Origin of the sequence: Lewinella sp. W8 (assembly GCF_004375085.3) — a bacterium.
GTDB lineage: Bacteria > Bacteroidota > Bacteroidia > Chitinophagales > Saprospiraceae > Neolewinella.
This window is the reverse complement of sequence record NZ_SNAQ03000003.1, coordinates 102,764-121,052: the sequence shown is the minus strand read 5'-3', so window position 1 is coordinate 121,052 and position 18,289 is coordinate 102,764. Positions and strand designations below refer to the sequence as shown.

12 protein-coding genes are annotated in these 18,289 nt (G+C 53.1%); 4 read left to right on the top strand and 8 right to left on the bottom strand.

The features are described from left to right. Positions 1 to 3: 3 nt before the first annotated feature. The 3 genes from E1J53_RS04875 to E1J53_RS04865 all read right to left on the bottom strand — a co-directional run bounded on the left by E1J53_RS04875 (position 4) and on the right by E1J53_RS04865 (position 4,248). Positions 4 to 1,506, bottom strand: a complete 1,503-nt coding sequence (locus tag E1J53_RS04875) for a serine hydrolase (RefSeq protein ID WP_134271831.1) — start codon at positions 1,504 to 1,506, stop codon at positions 4 to 6. A 123-nt stretch (positions 1,507 to 1,629) separates the two neighbouring features. Next, complete coding sequence (locus E1J53_RS04870; protein ID WP_134271830.1) at positions 1,630 to 2,331, bottom strand: hypothetical protein; 702 nt, start codon at positions 2,329 to 2,331, stop codon at positions 1,630 to 1,632. Between the two features lie 387 nt (positions 2,332 to 2,718). Continuing rightward, positions 2,719 to 4,248 (bottom strand): serine hydrolase, encoded by a 1,530-nt coding sequence (locus E1J53_RS04865; RefSeq protein WP_134271829.1) that lies wholly within the window; start codon positions 4,246 to 4,248, stop codon positions 2,719 to 2,721. A gap of 201 nt (positions 4,249 to 4,449) precedes the next feature. Between E1J53_RS04865 and E1J53_RS04860 the strand changes: the two genes are divergently transcribed. Together E1J53_RS04860 and E1J53_RS04855 are read left to right on the top strand one after the other, a co-directional pair. Next, positions 4,450 to 6,174, top strand: a complete 1,725-nt coding sequence (locus E1J53_RS04860; protein ID WP_134271828.1) for a dynamin family protein — start codon at positions 4,450 to 4,452, stop codon at positions 6,172 to 6,174. Between the two features lie 106 nt (positions 6,175 to 6,280). Beyond that, positions 6,281 to 6,940 (top strand): Crp/Fnr family transcriptional regulator, encoded by a 660-nt coding sequence (locus E1J53_RS04855; protein ID WP_134271827.1) that lies wholly within the window; start codon positions 6,281 to 6,283, stop codon positions 6,938 to 6,940. Between the two features lie 656 nt (positions 6,941 to 7,596). On the opposite strand, the gene E1J53_RS04850 is transcribed toward E1J53_RS04855, so the two are convergent. From E1J53_RS04850 to E1J53_RS04840, 3 genes are all read right to left on the bottom strand, one after another. Continuing rightward, positions 7,597 to 9,264, bottom strand: a complete 1,668-nt coding sequence (locus tag E1J53_RS04850; RefSeq protein ID WP_134272032.1) for a formate--tetrahydrofolate ligase — start codon at positions 9,262 to 9,264, stop codon at positions 7,597 to 7,599. A 336-nt stretch (positions 9,265 to 9,600) separates the two neighbouring features. Next, positions 9,601 to 10,197, bottom strand: coding sequence for a GTP cyclohydrolase I FolE (gene folE / locus E1J53_RS04845; protein WP_134271826.1), 597 nt, complete (start codon positions 10,195 to 10,197; stop codon positions 9,601 to 9,603). A gap of 3 nt (positions 10,198 to 10,200) precedes the next feature. Then, positions 10,201 to 10,629, bottom strand: coding sequence for a 6-carboxytetrahydropterin synthase (locus tag E1J53_RS04840; protein WP_134271825.1), 429 nt, complete (start codon positions 10,627 to 10,629; stop codon positions 10,201 to 10,203). A gap of 201 nt (positions 10,630 to 10,830) precedes the next feature. Here E1J53_RS04840 and E1J53_RS04835 point away from each other — a divergent pair, with 201 nt between their 5' ends. Beyond that, positions 10,831 to 11,943 carry a metallophosphoesterase gene (locus E1J53_RS04835; RefSeq protein ID WP_154640137.1) on the top strand — a complete coding sequence of 371 codons (1,113 nt, stop codon included), beginning with the start codon at positions 10,831 to 10,833 and terminating at the stop codon, positions 11,941 to 11,943. 5 nt (positions 11,944 to 11,948) lie between these two features. On the opposite strand, the gene E1J53_RS04830 is transcribed toward E1J53_RS04835, so the two are convergent. Both E1J53_RS04830 and E1J53_RS04825 read right to left on the bottom strand, forming a co-directional pair. Next, complete coding sequence (locus E1J53_RS04830; RefSeq protein ID WP_134271823.1) at positions 11,949 to 14,531, bottom strand: hypothetical protein; 2,583 nt, start codon at positions 14,529 to 14,531, stop codon at positions 11,949 to 11,951. Positions 14,532 to 14,608: 77 nt separating this feature from the next. After that, positions 14,609 to 17,086, bottom strand: coding sequence for a hypothetical protein (locus E1J53_RS04825; protein WP_134271822.1), 2,478 nt, complete (start codon positions 17,084 to 17,086; stop codon positions 14,609 to 14,611). A gap of 170 nt (positions 17,087 to 17,256) precedes the next feature. Between E1J53_RS04825 and E1J53_RS04820 the strand changes: the two genes are divergently transcribed. Further along, positions 17,257 to 18,288, top strand: a complete 1,032-nt coding sequence (locus E1J53_RS04820; RefSeq protein ID WP_134271821.1) for a hypothetical protein — start codon at positions 17,257 to 17,259, stop codon at positions 18,286 to 18,288. Position 18,289 lies beyond the last annotated feature (1 nt).

Genomic DNA, 18,289 nt, shown 5'->3' with positions numbered 1-18,289 from the left:
ATCCTAATCTGGAGTAACACCCATTTCCTTTAGCATCTCCACCGCATTCGTATTCTCTGGATTGAGCTCTAGTGACTTCCGGTAGTTGGCAATCGAGCCATCGATCCGGCCCAGTTTACGGAGGACTTCCCCGTAGCTATCGTACAGGTTAAAGGCCTCGGGGTACTGCTCGATGCCGAGTTCCAGGACCCGGGCGGCCAGGTCCGCCCGGTCCGCGTTCAGCAGCCGGTAGCTGATGATGTTGAGCTCGTCTTCGATCAGGTAGTGGCCTTCGTCGTCCTTAACCGAATGGAAATACCGAATTCCTGCCTCTATTCCCTCCGCATTGATTACCTCCAGGGTGGAATAGGCCACGGACCGACGGGGGAAACTGTAGGGCTGATCGTAGAGAATGCCCATGAGCCCTTTGGTCATGGTATTCAGGGGTGCCCGCCGCACGTTGCTGAGCAGGATTACGATGGCCTCCCGGGAGGGAATCCTGGTGAGAAGGGCACAAAATCCGTCAATCACGCCATCATGACTGAGGGTCAGCACCTCCTCCCCCGAATCGCCGAGGGGTTTTTCTTTGACGCTCCAGCCGTAGCCGTAGTGCGCATCGTAACTCGGGTCCGGGACGTGGCGCTCAAACATGAGGTCACGGTAGGCTTCGGGGAGCAGGTCCCCGGAGTACAGTGCCCGATCCCAGAGGAATAAATCCTCCACGGTCGAATACAGGGCACCGGCCGCAAAGACGGTGGACATATCCACGTGGTTGGCGTTGTAGTATTCTCCCCACGCCTGAAAGTATCCCGAAGCCCGGCGATCGGACAGTGCGCGGTGCCGCTCGAAGCCAGAGTTTTTCATACCCAGCGGAGTGAAGATCCGCTCCTGGAGAAGCTCTTCGTAGGACGAACCGCTCACGATTTCCAGCAGGTAACCGATCAGGTTGTATCCTGCGTTGGAATACTCGAAGCGCTCGCCGGGGGTGAACTCCAGCGGAAGGGCGGCGAATTCCTCCACTAGCATGTGGGCCGTGTAGGCATCCGGTCGATTCATGGCTGGCTTAGTGGAGGGGTAGTTATTGGGAATACCGGCCGTATGCGTCAACAGGTGGTGTAGGGTTACTTGCTGGCCGTTGTTCGCCGGATAGTCCGGCAGGTAGGTGTTGATTGGAACGTGCAAATCGAGTTTTCCTTCTGCGGCCAGTTGCAGGACCACCACCGCCGCAAATTGCTTGGAAATGGAGCCAATCCGGAATCGGGTATCGGTGGTATTGGGAATATCCCATTCCATGTTGGCCTGGCCGTAGGCCTCTTGAAATACTACTTTACCCCGGTGGGCAACCAGCACCGCGCCGTTAAATTCGCCGTAGTCGGCGTAGGTGCTCACCAGCTCGCGGATTTGCTGGAGCTGGGGGGCGTCCGCAGCACCGGGGTCGGGCACTTCCTGTCCGTGGCAAGCCGAGAACAGGAAAGAAAAGCAGAGCAGGGTCAGGGTAAGGCATCTACGGGAAAGCGAAATGATCATGGGTGGTCAGATTTTTCGCTAAAGTCACCTGGGGTCACCGGGTGTCCTACTTTCCACCGTAAATGAATGTAAAAGGATGTAATTCGGGCGTACCTGGCACCTGCGCTACGCGCCCAAATAAAATCATTCCTTGTTTAACTTACTCCGATAATGGTTATACCAACCCGACACAAAAGGCGCGGTAAGGTCATCGTCAATCTGGGCCTTTACGTCCAATAATCGCCCCCGTTCGTAAGTAAGGGTTAGCGCCTCCTTCGGCTCCGGGATAGAATCGCTCAAAAAATTGATGTAGGGTTTGTAAAATATCCACGTTCCGTGTCGCCGCCCGTTCCTGAATCCGCCGGTCAGGGTCCTGATATTTGGGGCCGAAGGGTCATCATAGTATTCTACAAAAGATGTTCTTGAAGTAAACCGAGTCGATTCCTTCCTGCTCAAATGGTTAAGCGCCATCACGTACTCTGCGTATTCATCAGTTCCCGCCAACAAATCGGGGTGGCAAGAGCCAAATTCGTAAATGCTCTTCCCCCCGTTGGTAATTTCCCGAGCGAAATCCAGGTAAAGGATATATTCTTTACCTACTCTTGGTATCCACCACACTTGAAAATCAATTTTCCAGTAAAGCACTATGGTGTCACGGATGGATTTCCCCTTGAAGACACGCTCAACCTGGCACAAATAAACCACATTTTCTTCCACAAGATTTTTAGTTCCCGTAGTGTCCACCAGTTGGTATACTTCCTTTCCTTCCGCGAGGACCTTTGCCTCGAAAATATTGGGGGTTGTATCGTATGCGTAAAGATTGAAGCCCTTTACGGTGTAACACATAGAGGTCGTAGAAGTAGGCGACCTTAAAAATATTCCCATAATGATTACGGTGAGGGCACCGAAAATAAATTGGGAGGAACCCATCTGGAACATATCTACGCTTAAGGTGTATGGTTATCTTATTTACGAGTCGTTGACTCATTATGGGAACGATCAACCGGATGGACAGCATATCGCTTAACAAACCGAAATAAATAATGCGCCAATAGCAACTTCTTTGCACCTGCGCTGCGCGCCCAAATAAAATTGATCCTTGATCCTGCATTACACCTCCGAGGAGCTCGTCAATAGGCGACTGCGTCCGCCCCTTGACTCGACGCCTAGGAGGAGAATGCTCTATTGCTTGATAAAAGAATGTTCGACTTCCTACGATGCATCATTTGGCATCTACTCCTCCCCCACCTTCTCCATCTTAATCTCCTCGAAAAAGATGTCGTCGTTTGGCACGTCGAACCGGATGCCCGTTACTTGCCGATTATTGTCAACGTCAAAGCGCACGGTGCCCTCCTTGAACCAGGCGTGTTCTTCCTCCCAGTCTAGCCAGTAGGTGTCGTAATGCCAGTGATCGAGCCGTGCGCTCAGCGCAGGTGCGCCTTGGAAAGACAGCGTCAAGCGGCCATCCTCACCGGTACCGATCAAGATTTCGCCGTAGAGCGGGTCTTGATAAATGCCCACGAGTTCTTCCGGGGCAAGGCTCGGCCTGGTGCCCATCACGCGATGTTCAGCGGGGGCGCTGACCTTCTTTTGCCAGGCTTCGCGGCCCCTCGCTTCGCGTTTCACGGCGGTCTCCAACCAGCCTTCTGTGTCCAGGCCGAGGTAGCTATCCCGAATGTAGCGGGCCAGGGTCGAGGCAACCCCCGTCATGCTGTTGGACAACACCACGATGCCGATTTTACGACTCGGGATCATGATCACGTTGGAATACATCCCGTCGTATCCCCCGCCGTGGGTCACGATGATTTCGCCGCCATGGACGTAGAGGAACCACCCCAGGCCAGCACTGTAAAAATTATCCCTTCCGGTCGGATTGTGGGGCCGCATGCAGGTATGGCGCGCTTCGGCGGGAAAAATACCCTCAGCCTCGGACCGCAGAGGGTCCAACTGAGCACCCAGCCACTTCAGCATGTCGTCGGTACACGAGATGAGGCCGCCCGCCGCTCCGGAGGCTTCCCAGGGAGCCATGTTGATCGGCAAATTGTTTCGTTGGGTGATGTGCGGAGTGGCGACGTTGTCCATGTTGCTCAACGGCAAGACACTGGTTTGGGTACGTGCCATCTCGAGCGGATCGAGGAAATTATCGCGCACGTATTCCGCCCAACTTTTGCCCGTCACCGCCCGAATCACCTCACCGGCCGTGATGAACATCAGATTTGTGTATCCGTAGCCGCCCCGCCATTCGTAGGCCTGCGGCAAATGACGGATCTGGCGCACGATTTCCTCGGCGCTCTTCTCGGATTTATACCAGATGGCGTCACCGCTGAAGGTACCCAGACCGACCCGGTGACAGAGTAAATCCCGGACGGTAGTGTGCTGACTTACGTACTCGTCGTACAATTGAAAATAGGGCAAGTAGGTCTGCACTGGTGCATCCAGGTCCAACTGCCCTTCCTCGTGCAACTTAGTGATGGCCGTAGCGATGAAGGCCTTGGTATTGGAGGCAATGGCGAATAGAGTCTGGCCGTCCACCGGCTCCTCCTTGCGGATCGTTCTGGTGCCGAAGCCCTCGGAGAGGACGACCTCCCCATCCTTAATGATACCCACCGCAAAACCGGGGGCGTCAAAAGCCTCGAGAGCCTGGCGGGCGCCTTCCCGGAACTGCTCGGCGTCTTGTGCGGTGAGGGGGAGGAAGAGCACGAAAAGGAACACCAATAAGGCTATGTTCCTGGTATTAATGACAAAATGATGGACGAGTGACATGCGGGAATAATTTGTGGTCAAAGATAAACGGCTATTCCGTTGAAGTCACCGGCAAACACTTCGATGTTACTCCGCGCTCATTTCATCGTCCTAGCTTCCGTAACCGCCTACCTTCGCGAAGGTCGTTGGGCAAATGCTTACCTTACGGCGAAGGAAATACCGAGTCACCACCCTAATTCGGGCGGTAGATAAAACAGCACCATGTCGCAATTAATCGACGCGAAACTTCAGGCCACACGGGCCAGATTAGAGGAGATCATCAAAAATCTCCACGAGCTCACCATCCGGATCGGACACGAAGAGATGGCCCAGACGGTCAGCGAGCTGCGAAACCGCATCTTTGAGCCCTTTATGTTCGTCATCGTCGGGGAGGTGAAAGCGGGAAAATCCAGCTTCGTCAACGCCCTGCTCGCAACTGGGGAGGAAATTGCCAAGGCGGCCCCTCAGCCCATGACGGACACCATCCAGCAAATCATCTACGGAGAGGAAAAGCGGGAAGTGATGGTCAATCCCTTCCTCAAAAAGATCTTCCTCCCCGTCGACATTCTGCGTGAAATTGCCATCGTCGATACGCCGGGCACCAATACGATCGTCGAAAAGCACCAGGAGATCACCGAACAATTCATTCCCGCCAGTGACCTGATCGTCTTCGTCTTTGAGGCCAAGAACCCTTACCGGCAGTCGGCCTGGGATTTCTTTCAGTTTATTCACGGCGACTGGCGGAAGAAAATCGTCTTCGTGCTGCAACAGAAGGACCTGGCCACCGCAGAGGAACTGCGCGTCAACCTGGAAGGGGTGGCCGAGAAGGCCCGTAAGGAAGGTATTGAGACCCCGCAGGTATTCGCCGTCAGCGCCAAGGCGGAACAGGAGGGAGGAGCGGATACCGGTTTTGCGCCGCTGCGGGACTACATCAGCCAGAACATTACCGGGGGGCGTGCCCCCCGCCTGAAGCTCATCAACAGTGTGACCACCGCCCAAACCATCAACGGCAGGATCGCCGACGGCCTCATGATCAGAAGGACGCAGTTTGAGGCGGATACTCATTTTCGCAAGGACATCCAGGAAACCCTGGAAGAACAGGTTGGCCAGAGCAACAAGCAGGTTGACCTGATGGTAGAAAACCTACTGCTCACCTACGACGGCATCACCCGTGAACGGGTCAATGAAGTCCGGAATGGACTGAGCATTCTGGGGCTGATGCGCCGCAGCATTGCCAGCACTTTTGGCAGTACGCCCGGGGCCAAAGACTGGCTGGAGGGACTGGCCTCTTCCCTGGAAGAGGAACTGAACACCAAGCTGAAGGCCAGACTGAACGACAACGTGGTGGACCTGGCGGAGACCATTCAACAGATGGTCAAGGTCATTGACCTGAAAATCCGGTCGAGTGAAACCATCCTCAAGAATGACCACGACATCTTCAGCGACATTGCCGAGCGGAGGGAAAACGTGCTCCGCGATCTGCAGGATCAGTTCAACCGCTTTGTCTCCAAAACGGAAAACTTCACCGACGAGTCCATCTTCGCCGGCAAGGAAAATCTGGCGCCTAACCTCGCCGCCGGTAGTGGCGTTGCGGCCCTGGGGGTAATCCTGATGGCCGTAGGCAGTCTGCCGGTACTGGACATTACCGGGGGGATCCTGACCACGATCGGCGTGCTGTTTGCCGGGTTCAGTACCCGGGGAAAGCGGCGAAAAATCGTGGAGGGTTTCGAACAGGAAATCCAGGAAGGTCGCGGGCGACTGGCCAGTGAACTGGAGGAGAAGTTGAAAAGCTACATCAGCACCCTGAGTCGGCGGATTGAGGGGAACTTTGGCCGCTTCGACGAGATGCTCGCCCGGGAAGAAAAGAACCTCGCCATTCTTGAGGGAACTTACGCCGAAATCAAGGAAGAACTCAACAACATGGAGCAGAGTTTGGCGAGTGAGTAAGGCCGTGTTTTGGGCACGGAGTGCAGGGTGCAAAAATCTTCCGTTTGGAGCCAATACATGAAAACTCCTTCATATGTTCATGCGTTATTCTCCCAAAATTTATCAAATGCAAGACCAGCTTACTCCCGACCAGGTCCGTCAGTATTTTCCTGACTTCAGTGAACCTGAACTGCAAGACGCCATCGCAGAAATGGGAAAAATTCACCGCTTCCGGGAGGGCCAGGTAATTATGGATTACGGGGTTTACGTACGGATGCTTCCGTTGATCTTGAGTGGGACCATCAAAATCAGCCGACAGTACGAAGACGGAACTGAGCTGTTCCTCTACTACTTAACCCGGGGGGACAGTTGTACGATGACCTTTTCGTGCTGCATGATGGACAAGCAAAGTGAGATCCGGGCGGTAGCCGAAGAAGACACCACGATACTTGCTCTGCCCCAACGGGTGCTGGATGAGTGGATGATGAAGTACAAAAGCTGGAAGAATTTTGTCCTGCTGGCCTACGACCAGCGGATGAACGAACTGGTAACGACCATCGATCAGGTCACCTTCAACCAGCTGGATTCCCGATTACTGGACTACCTGACTAAAAAGGCCTCCCTGACGGACGGGACGACCATTTCCACTACCCACCAGCAGATTGCTGACGATCTACACGTCAGTCGGGAAGCCATCTCGCGCTTGCTCAAAACCATGGAAAAGCGAGAAATGATCAAGCTGGGGAGGAACCGTATTGAAATCCAGCATTTGGGGCAAACGAGCTGACGCTCCGAGTGCCGTCCGGGGAGAATTTGGTCTCTACCTTTTAGAACTAGGCTGCTCCGTGAATGAATCATTCGGCAACCAAGCCCTTGAATTTTCTAGTAGCGGCAGGAAAATTGTGGGTTAGCGCAAAGTTATAACCCTTACCGTGGCGTAGAGCTACGACCGTAGTATGCTTTGTACTCTGTGCCCCACGAATACTTTTTTCACCTTTAGGTTTGTGGCCAGTAGTCTGACAGACTACAGACTTATCTTGACTCCCACTTAAGGAAATATCAAATGATTGGAGGCAGGTGGTGTTTCCTTTCCCCGAAAGGAAACCGAATCAGACTGGGATAACTAAAGGACCTTCCGCGAAAGAATGTGGCCAATCGATCTTGTACAATTCTTCCTTCTTTGATGGAGTGGTCGCCTTTCGGGGAAAGGCGACACCAGGCATTTACCCCTAGGGTGGATGATTTCGACTTTCAGGTGATCAAGATTTTCAAGAACTCCAGAACCCAGAAAATTTGGACTAAAATATTACGGGACAAACTATAGCTTCTAGAAGGGGTATAACTCTATGCCATCCCACAAAATCCCTGCCGCTACCGTGCGTCTCCCCGAACTGCCGCGATTCCGCAGGAATCGCAGATGAAACCTCACGGAACAACCTGAATTCAGAACAGTCCCGTGATGTTACCTTCGTTATCGATGTCAATATTCTCGGAGGCCGGATGAGCCGGCAGTCCGGGCATCCGCATGATGTTACCGGTGATGGGGATCAGGAATCCGGCACCGGCGGCAATTTCAATTTCGCGAACGGTGATGACAAAATCTTTGGGGCGCCCCAGTAGTTTGGGGTTGTCCGATAAGGATTTTTGGGTTTTCGCGACGCAAACGGCCAAATGGTCCAGGCCGAGATCGGCGATGGTGCGTAAATCTCTTTTCGCCTTAGCGGCGTAATCGACGTATTTGGCGCCGTAAATCTTAGTGGCGATCGTTTCGATTTTATCCTTAACGCTCATGTTCCAGTCGTAGAGTGGAGTAAAGGAGTCTGCGTCTTCCTTGATGACCTCCAGGACCCGTTCGGCCAGGTCCAGGGCACCTTCCCCACCCTTGGCCCAAACTTCAGCCACCGCAACGTGTACGTCCAGTGCCGTAACGGCTTCCCGGACCAGGGCGATTTCCTCGTCCGTATCCGAGGTAAAGCGATTGATGGCGACGACCGGCGTTAGGTTGAACAGGCGAATATTTTCCAGGTGTTTTTCCAGATTAGGCAGGCCCTTTTTCAGTGCTTCGAGATCGGGTGTCGTGAGGTCAGAAAGGGCGGCACCCCCGTGATATTTCAGTGCCCGGATGGTGGCCGTCAGCACAACGGCCCGCGGCCGTAAGCCCGCTGCCTGGCACTTGATGTCGAAGAATTTTTCCGCACCCAGATCAAATCCGAAACCGGCTTCGGTAACGGTGTAATCCGCGAGCGACATTCCCATCCTGGTGGCAATAACGGAATTGGTACCCTGAGCGATATTAGCGAAGGGCCCACCGTGGATGATGGCGGGGTTGCCTTCGATGGTCTGGACCAGATTTGGTTTGATGGCATCCTTGAGGAGAGTGGTCATGGCGCCTTCAGCCTTCAGGTCCCGGGCGTAGATGGGCTTTTTGTCGAAGGTGTAGCCCACAAAGATGTTACCGATCCGGAATTTGAGGTCTTCCAAATCGTCGGCCAGACAGAGAATGGCCATGATTTCGGAAGCGGCCGTAATGTCAAAGCCCGTCTCCCGCGGGATGCCCGAACTGGTGCCGCCCAGGCCGACGATGGTGTGGCGTAGTGCGCGGTCGTTCATGTCCATTACCCGTTTCCAGGAGATGGTGCGAGGGTCGAGGTTGAGGGAATTGGTTTTTGATTGCAGGTTATTGTCAATGATGGCGGCCAGCAGATTATGCGCCTTCTCAATGGCCGAAAAGTCTCCGGTAAAGTGAAGGTTGATGTCCTCCATGGGCAGCACCTGGGCGTAACCACCGCCCGTGGCACCGCCCTTGATGCCGAAGACGGGACCCAGTGACGGTTCCCGGAGCACCACTACGGACTTCTTTCCCAACCGGTTCAGTCCTTCATTTAAGCCGATGGACATCGTGGTTTTCCCTTCTCCGGCGGGCGTAGGGGAAATGGCCGAAACGAGGATGAGCCTGCTGTTGGTGATCTTTCCGTGATCGATGAAGGAAAGCGGGATTTTGGCCTTATGCCGACCGTAGAGCTCAAGGTCTTCTTCCGGTAGGGATAGTTTTTCCGCGACGTCACGAATGTGCAAGGGAGTAACGGAATTGGCGATGGACAGGTCGGTCATGGTGGGCTTTTTGGCGGGATACCGCATTTGGCGGTCAAGATAGTACCCCTGACGGAAAATGCTGTCCGTAAGTGCTTACCCAGTACCATGGCCCTACCGGCGACGCCGGCACCCGCGCTCCGCCGCATGCTATAAGAATCGGCGATCCCGAGGAGCAAAACGGAACTCGGGACGCCGCATGCTATAACAATAGATGATCCCGACGAGCTTAGCGACCACCGCAGGTAGCTGCGAAGCAAAACTCGGGACCGTCATTATCCCCAATTTCTCTGGGATAATTCAGATTGATTTTCCCGGTCAACGACCAATTTTAGACCAGAAACTTCTGGCCCCGGATCAGGACAAATCGCTGGTAATCAACTTGAGGAACTCGTTGCGGGTCCGCTCCGATTTGAAGGCACCGGTAAAGGCACTGGTGGTGGTGACGGAATTCTGCTTCTGGACCCCACGCATCATCATGCACATGTGGTGGGCCTCAATCACCACGGCTACCCCGAGGGGTTGCAGGGTTTCCTGGATGGCCTGCAGCACCTGGTCGGTCAGCCGTTCCTGCACCTGCAAACGACGGGCAAAAACGTCAATGACCCGCGGGATTTTTGACAGACCAACGATGTAACCATCGGGGATATAGGCCACGTGAGCCTTGCCGAAGAAGGGCAACATATGGTGTTCGCAGAGGCTGTAAAGTTCGATGTCCTTAACGATGACCATTTCTGAGTAATCTTCGGCGAACATGGCCGAACGCAGAATTTCGCGGGCATCGAGACCGTAGCCCTGCGTCAGAAACTGCATAGCTTTTGCTGCGCGTACGGGGGTTTTGATCAAACCCTCCCGTTCCACTTCTTCGCCGATGCCCGAAATGATGTGGGTAAAGTTTTCGGAAAGTTGATCCGTGGTCTCTTCGTCGTATTGCAGCAAGTGGGAAAAGGACATAACTTATTTTCTTCCTTCGGGGCCGAAATACTCGGCGTAAATATTCTCAGTTTCCTGAAGTCGGATAGAATACAAACGAGCGCCCGCTTCGTTGACGCGCTGCTCAATCCTTTGCCAAAAAATGAAGACCATATTCTCGGTGGTGGGCTGCAGGTTCTTCGGAAACCAGCTCACGTCGAGGTTAAAGTTGGCGTGATCAACGTCGTCAATAATTTCTTCCTTGATGATCACGGATAGCTTCTTGGCGTCCATCACGAACCCCAGTTGCGGGTCGGGTTCTCCGGCAACGGTTACGAACAACTGGTAGTTATGGCCATGCCAGTTGGGATTGGAACATTTGCCAAAAACTTCCCGGTTTTTCTGGTCAGACCACTCCGGAATGTGAAGTTTATGGGCAGCATTGAAGGTCTCTCTTCGGGTCAGATACAGCATGAACCTCAATTTTAGGGCGCAAAGATACGGATTTGTCCCGCCAAAATGACCGGATTATCCCAACGGAACAGATTGTTTTCGGTAAGGGGAGGTAGGCCCAAAAAGGGATGAAGTGACTTTCACATATTGTTAAGTGACGGTTAAGGGAGAGAACCGTCACAATGTTTGTTACGTTACTCCTCCTAACCTACCGATTATATTTTGCGCTACCCAAAATTATCCTTCCTTTTGTTCTGGGCCCTGTTGTCCGCCTTTTCCTTGTCCGCTCAGGAGGAGGCAACCGGTCCTGACGGCCCGTACCTTATCTACGGAGAAGAGGGACTGACGGCTTACTGGGCGAATATTGACGAGAAAACGAAGGAAAGCGTTAGTTGGGCGGAGATTACGGAGGCAGCACTACCCGATTTTGCTTCGTTTCGTCCGGAATTGGTGGACCCCGAACGGGAGTTTAAACTGCCCGAATCCGTGGTTTACAAGGGAGTGAAAAAGATTGCGGCCATCAGCGACATTCACGGTCAGTACCCGGTAGCACGAAAGCTGCTGGAAACCCACGGCATCATTGACGAAAACCAAAACTGGGCCTTTGGAGAAGGCCACCTTGTGGTGGTAGGAGACGTTTTTGATCGGGGGGATCAGGTGAACCAGACACTTTGGTTGCTGCACAATCTGCAGCTTCAGGCCGAAGCAGCCGGGGGTAAGCTCCATTTTCTGCTGGGCAACCACGAAACCATGATCCTGGAGGGTGATGACCGCTACGTTCACCGCAACTACCGGATCACGAGTGCGCTGATGACGCGTACCTACCAGCAGTTGTACGGTCCCGATACCTACCTGGGAAAGTGGTTACGGAGCCTGCCGCTCGCGGTAAAGATCAACGATCTCGTCTTCGTACATGGAGGCCTGAGTAAGGAAGTGGTCAAGGCCATTGACGATGATCTGGACAACCTGAACCACCTTTACCATAAGTACCTTATTGACGGTAACATTGTGGAAGCCACCGGTAGATCCGGAAAGCTTGCGCTACTCTACCAGCGGGAAGGTCCGTTATGGTACCGGGGTTACTTCATGGAAGAGGAAACCACTGAAAAAGACCTCAACTGGATTCTGAAGCGCATGGGAGCCTCCAGAATAATTGTGGGACACACTTCCTTCGAAGCCATCCGCTCCTATTTTGACGGACGGGTAATTGCCATTGACAGTTCGATCAAGTTCGGCAACATGGGAGAAGTCCTCCTCATCCAGGACAACAAGTTTTACGGTGGCGGGCTTCTGGGGGACAAGGAGGCCATCTTCAACCGGATTGCGGGAGATTAGTCCGCTTAACGAACGTTGAAAACCGTTTTTCCCGTAAAGGGAATCCCCGTAGTGGTGATGCCTTCCACCCACACGGTGTATTGTCCGGGACGATCTCCCGTGTAAAATCTTAGTTGCCCCTTTTCCTTTAGCGTGAATTCAGGATCCCAGTGCAGGGTGGTACGAACGTCGGCCTGATCGGAAGAAAAGCTGGCGTAATCAGGGCTGAAAAAGGTACGCGACTGGTAGAAACCGGGGTGACTGAAGGCCAGTACTCCCGGTGTCTTAATCGATATATTGTTGGGGTCCTTCATGAAGAGGTAAACCCCAAAGGGACGGCGGTCCTCGGGATTCATCAGGCCCTGCGGTAGCCATGATTCCACTACCGCCACTTGCTCCGGGTCGATTTGCAGGGCGTAATTGTAAGTAATTGGCGTCAGGGATCCATTCAGGAAAATGGGCACTAAGCCCTCGTCAGCTCCCGACAATAGATTTGCCGCCGAAGAAGCAGCAATATCGTTTGGATTCATTCCTCCGGACGCAGAGCTTAATTGGTCCTGTCCCCGATCCACCCGGTAAAAACGCTTTAGCGTGGTTCGGCCACCGGTATTGTCCATGATTACGGAGGGGACTACGTGGGCAATCAGATCAAATACCGTCTGGTATTTGAATCCCTTCCACTGGGGTTCCTCCAGTAGGACCTTGGTTGATCTGGAGAAATAATTATACTCCAGTTTCTCGTAGAGGTTTTTGATTTTATTCTCCCGAATTTCTCCCGGTGAACGTCCGCTATTGACGACTACTTCTTCCAGATCAACGGAGAAAGCCGTCGAAGAATCTCGTAAGTAGGCCTGGTCCTTTGCTACCTCATAGGCATACCGCTGGAGGGCTTCCGGGTAATACACTTCGTTCGGGTAGGCCAGGGCGGGTAAGACTTCCGGATGGGTTTTTCGGGTTACTTCCACGTCAACGTTGCTGTTGCCGGACTTGCTGAATTCACTCTCCGATCTTTTGGCTGCTTTCCGCTTACCCAAAACATTGGCCTGCAGGCGAATTTCTACGGTGTCCCTGAAGTTAAAGCCCGTGAAGGAAAACTGTCCGTCCTCCTCGGTCGCAACGGATAGGGAAGTGAAATACTCCGTGTCCAAAACGTTGAAAAGGACTTCGGACTGCACCGGTTTATTTCTCCCCTGCTTCGTTACCTGTCCCGAAAATGTGAGATGCTCCTCCGGTAAGAATTCAATCGAAGGCATATAGCCGGCGAGGACGTCCTGCCAGTCAAACTTTCGCCACCCGTGGGTAAGGAGCACCAAATCCAGCAACTCATTTATCCGCGGACTATCCTCCCGAAAATACTGGCCAATGTTGTTGATGTTTCCCCGCAGCTCCGACTGAAGCCACAAGTAGTTTCTGATGTCCAGTCCCCGGATGCTTTCCATTCCGGCTTCGTCCAGATAGACGCTGACCGAGGCATTTCCCTCGGTATCCTCGCGGAGAAATTCAGAGGGAAAATCTAGGACTACTTCTTTCCGAAGGCCGTACTCTTCGTGCTTGGGCTTCAGGTTCAGAAACACTTGCTCTGCCGGGTTCTTGTTAAACGTCAGTCGTTCCGCTACGGGACGAAATTTCGGGTCGAATAGGGTAAAATGGAGCAATCCACTGGGTACTTCAGATTTGTCAATCGAAAACTCGAAGGACGATCCGGCGGAAAATTCGTGCTGCAGAAAAACCCTACCCCTCAGATGCCCCACCAGCAAATACTTTGACAAGCCCTCCTCACCTGTGGCGGCCGTTCTGATCTGAATGGCTTCCGAAGAGCGTGAATTGATCGACAAGACGGCTCCCTCTCCGAGGACATCTGGTAACTTAAACTGTTGATCCTTGCCCCCGTAACGGGTTTTGAACGTATAGCTCGTTGCGGGCAGGGGTGCAAACTTCAGGAGCCCGATGCCTTCGTGGATGGAAGCAGTCCGCAGAATTTCTTCTCCATCCTGATTGATGAGCACGCCCTCCAGGTTTACGACATTTCCGCGCTCGTCGGTCGCGAGGAAAGCTACTTTTGACGGTAGACCTTCCAACAGGTGTCCACCCTCGGGAAAAAATCGTACCTCAAACTTTGACTTGCGGGCCGTGGACGCTTCCGTAGCATCCTCCCGAAAGTCAAGTAACCTGATTTCCTTTTGAAAGAAGGCTTCGGGACCAAAGTTGCGTTGAAACTGGGTGTAGGCCCTCAGGATATACACCCCGGTGGGGTCCCGTTCATCGGTAGGAATATCCAGCAACGCATATCCATCATTCAGTTGGAGTGTATAGCTGGTTTTCACCTGGCCTTCCGGCGAGATCCAGTCGACGTAGACCACCGGAGTGCCGCCAAAGCGCTGATGCAGCTGACCATCCACGAGATAAACCTTAGACCAAATTGTTTCTCCGGGAGCATAATTTGGTTTATCGTGGGCGACGTAGACTTTTTCGGCCTGATAGGTGCTGATGTATTCCTCAATATCATCCGGGGTGATGAAGGTAATCTGCCCGTTCAGGGGTAAAGCACTGGTAAAGGCAAAATGCCATAGAAGGAGGAAGAGGACTGCCCGAGGTGCTGCAGCTTTCATAAGGTCCGGGTTTGATGTTCAGAATAAATAAAAGCCCAATTCCAGGCAGCGAGTTCAATCCTTGACGGAGAAGTCAGCTACCTGATTACAAATGAAGTTCTCCCCGTAAACGGCAGTCCCGCGGCGGTGATTCCTTCTACCCAAACGGTATATCTCCCCGGGCGATCACCCGTATAAAATTCCACTTCAGCCTGGGCTTCGGGGTTAAGTTCCGGCTCCCAGTAGAGAGTAGTACGATAATCTGCGTCTTCGGACGTAAAGGTGGCGTAATCCGGACTGAAGAAAGTCCGTGCCCGATAAAAGCCGGGATGAGTCAGTGTTTTGATTCCGGGGTTGGGCCGCTTGATGTTTTCGGGGCGCTTGGTTACCAGAGAGATCACGACGCCATCGTCGTCGTATAATTTGGCGTAATCCCCTTCCAGTACGTCAATGACCGCAATATCATTCGGATTAAGGTTCAGTAGAGAAGAAGCCGACGCAATGGTACCGTCCACCACTAAGGTTGGCTCAACTCCATTCACGGGAGAACCGTATAATACTCTCGGGCGCCCGCCAGCGGTGACCATGTAGGCTCGGGGGACAATGTGGCCGATCTGATCAAAAACCGTGCGGTACTTAAAGTCAGCAAATTGCGGGTCGTCGGCCCGGAACTTTTGGGTCGTACCGAAGTAGAAAAGGCCCTTTTCGTCGTAGAGGTTTTCGATTTCCTGTTCCCTGATCTGGGCCCGGTTGCGGCCGGAGCTAACGGTAACCTCGTCAAGGTTGACCGAAAAAGCCGAGGTAGGATCCTGCACCGAAGCCCGCTCCTGTGCCACCAGGTAGGCATATCGCTTGAGGGTTTCCGGGAAGTAGATTTTAGCGGAGATGTTGTACTCCAATTGGATTTCCGGCTGGTCAACATCCAGCAGGGCAATATCGACGAAGCGACTTCCCGTTCTGCGAAATTCCCCCTCCCGTAGTTTTTCCACCTGCCGCTCGTTGTAAACGTTGGCCTGCAGGAGAACGTCTACGGTGTCGCGGAAATCAAATCCCCGGAAGGCAAAAATGCCGTCCTCCTCCGTAGTTACGTTCAGGGCGGAAAAGTAGGCGGGTGACAAAACACTCAGCTGCACCTCGGCCCGTACGGGTTTGTCCCGTTCCAGCCGGGTTACCTTTCCGGCAATCGTTAGGTGTTCTTCGGGCGGAAGGACAATCCTTGGTTTCTTTCGCTGGAGAATGTCCTGCCAGTTGAATTTGCGCCATCCGTGCGTCATTAAAATCAGGTCCAACAACGTATTGATGCGGGGACTATCTTCCGTAAAGTACTGTCCGATATTGTTGATGTTGCCTCGAAGTTCTGACTGTAGCCACAGGTAATTTTTAATGTCCAATCCCCGGATGCCGGCCGTTGCGGCTTCATCGTAGTACACGCTGAGGCTTACCGTGGTCGCAGAGTCCAATTGTGGCGACAAGCCCTCTAGCTTCAGCCTTACTGGCCGGCGGGTACCATAAAACTCCTCATCGGTTTCCGGGGAAAGAGATACGCTTTCGGTGGGATTTTTATTAAAGGCCAGCCGTTCGGCTACCGGTCTGCCCTGTCCGTCAAACAGGGTAAAGTGCATCAAACCACTGGGGACTTCTTCCTTCGCAAGGGTCAGCGTCATGGCGGGGCTCCCGTCCAGCTCCTGCACCAAAAACACCTCTCCCCGCAGATGCCCGACGAGCAAACAGCCCTTAGTTCCCTCCACCAAGTTGGCTTTGATGGACAACCGGACCTCCTTACTGGATCGGGTGCTCACCTTCAGCACGAAGCCCTCGGGCAGCGCTGGGGGTAAGGTAAATTCATGAGCCTGTCCACCATAGGTAGTCCGAATGAAGTATCGTTCGTTGGCTTGCGGAATGAGTTTGATCAGACCAATGCCCTCGTGGAGGCCAAACACCTCACCAACCTTCGCACCCGCCTGATTGACCAGAACACCTTCGATATTGACGCCCTCCCGGTCGGCGTTCTCCGCCCGGAACGCCACCGTAGATTCCAGTCCTTCCACCAGATGTCCACCTTCGGGGAAAAAGCTCACCGCCAGGGAAGTGCTATCAGTGGCTCGCTCCTCCTCTTTGGTGCTTCGGAAATCCAGTAAGTCAATTTCCTTTTGGAAATAAAATTGTGGTCCGAAGTTGCGCTGAAATTGAGTGTAGGCCCTCAAAGTGTAAGCGCCGGTGGTATCCCGGTCTTCCGTCGGAATGTCGAGCAGGGCATAACCCTTTACCACCTGCAAAGTATAACTTTTGATGGCCTTCCCCGCAGGGGAAATCCAGTCTACGTAGACCACCGGAGTCCCCGAAAAGCTCTGGTGTCGCTGGCCGTCCACCAGATACACTTTACACCAGATGGTTTCCCCCGGAGCGTAACTGGGTTTATCGTGAGCAACGTATATCTTTTCTACCTGATAGGCTCCCAAAAAGGCTTCCAGATCAGTTGTATCCAGACTCGGCTGGCAAAGAAGGGACGTAAAGCTCCCGACTATCCCAAAAATTATGAGCCACAACCGGAATATGTGACGGTTTTTCAAATGCATAAGGCGGTGTTTTAATCGCGTCGAACTAAGGGGAATAATTAGGAATCAACCGTTATGTTCATCCCCGCCCACCGTAAAGGGATACCATAAACCACCCGTTTGTCGTAGTTTTCCCTACGTTTACCCATTGTTTTTCTCCTTTCCCTCGGCTCTCAGCCTAAATTCGCCTTATGAAATCCCTCAAGTCTACCCTACTCTTCCTGCTTTTCGTAATGAGCGGCCTGCTGGCCGCCCAGTCCTCGCTGTTCGACAAATTGCACGCGGAGGGTGAAGACATCCAGTTTATGATGAACACGGACTGGAAGCAACTCATGCGAAACAAGAAAAAGAAAATCTATCAACCCGTAACCATCACCGTCATGGGGATCGGCGACCCGGTGCAAATTCGTGGCAAAATCCGGTCTCGTGGCAATATGCGCCTGGAAGTATGTCAGAACCCCTCCCTGAAGATCAAGCTGAAAAAAGCCGATCTCCGCCTGGCCGGCTTTAGCGACATCAACGATCTGAAAATGGTGCTTCAGTGCAGTAATTCAGAATTGGGACTGGGATACCTACGCCGCGAAAAACTCGTGTACGACCTGCACCGTATCGTTAGTCCTCATACCCATCGCATCGTGCCGCTGAATCTCGTCATCAATGGTGGAGACACCCAGGCCGGCGAAGGCAAACGCAACCAGACTGAACTGATTACGGGCTTCCTGATTGAAGATGAAGAACAACTCTGTGCCCGGTACGAAGGCCGGGAATTGAAATCCAAACGCGCCAGTACGGCAGGACTGCAACGGGAGGCCTACGTAAACATGACCCTCTTTAACTACATGATCTTAAACACGGACTGGAACGTCTACAATCTCCACAACGTGGAATTCATCAACCCCAAGGGGTCGCTGGACATCATTCCCATTCCCTACGATTTTGACTACTGCGGACTGGTGGGCACCAGCTATGCCGTGCCCCACGAATCCCTCGATATCGAGTCCGTGCAGGAACCGATCTATTTGGGGCGGGACGTCACCGAAGAAGAGATTATGAAAGCGGGAAAGGTGTTCCGGGAAAAAAAGGGAGAGCTGATTGCCCTGGTGGAAAACCATCCCGACCTGAGCAAACGACACCGTAAACGGTTTCTAAACCGATTTAATGCCTTTTACAAGATTGTAGAAAACGACAAGAAACTTGCCCGGTTGGCCAGGTCCAGGAAATAGT

What these genes read in the sequence shown, in the direction of transcription:
- E1J53_RS04875 (WP_134271831.1), bottom strand. Translation starts at nt 1,506, where the DNA reads ATGATCATTTCGCTTTCCCGTAGATGCCTTACCCTGACCCTGCTCTGC.
- E1J53_RS04870 (WP_134271830.1), bottom strand. Translation starts at nt 2,331, where the DNA reads ATGTGTTACACCGTAAAGGGCTTCAATCTTTACGCATACGATACAACC.
- E1J53_RS04865 (WP_134271829.1), bottom strand. Translation starts at nt 4,248, where the DNA reads ATGTCACTCGTCCATCATTTTGTCATTAATACCAGGAACATAGCCTTA.
- E1J53_RS04860 (WP_134271828.1), top strand. Translation starts at nt 4,450, where the DNA reads ATGTCGCAATTAATCGACGCGAAACTTCAGGCCACACGGGCCAGATTA.
- E1J53_RS04855 (WP_134271827.1), top strand. Translation starts at nt 6,281, where the DNA reads ATGCAAGACCAGCTTACTCCCGACCAGGTCCGTCAGTATTTTCCTGAC.
- E1J53_RS04850 (WP_134272032.1), bottom strand. Translation starts at nt 9,264, where the DNA reads ATGACCGACCTGTCCATCGCCAATTCCGTTACTCCCTTGCACATTCGT.
- folE (WP_134271826.1), bottom strand. Translation starts at nt 10,197, where the DNA reads ATGTCCTTTTCCCACTTGCTGCAATACGACGAAGAGACCACGGATCAA.
- E1J53_RS04840 (WP_134271825.1), bottom strand. Translation starts at nt 10,629, where the DNA reads ATGCTGTATCTGACCCGAAGAGAGACCTTCAATGCTGCCCATAAACTT.
- E1J53_RS04830 (WP_134271823.1), bottom strand. Translation starts at nt 14,531, where the DNA reads ATGAAAGCTGCAGCACCTCGGGCAGTCCTCTTCCTCCTTCTATGGCAT.
- E1J53_RS04825 (WP_134271822.1), bottom strand. Translation starts at nt 17,086, where the DNA reads ATGCATTTGAAAAACCGTCACATATTCCGGTTGTGGCTCATAATTTTT.
- E1J53_RS04820 (WP_134271821.1), top strand. Translation starts at nt 17,257, where the DNA reads ATGAAATCCCTCAAGTCTACCCTACTCTTCCTGCTTTTCGTAATGAGC.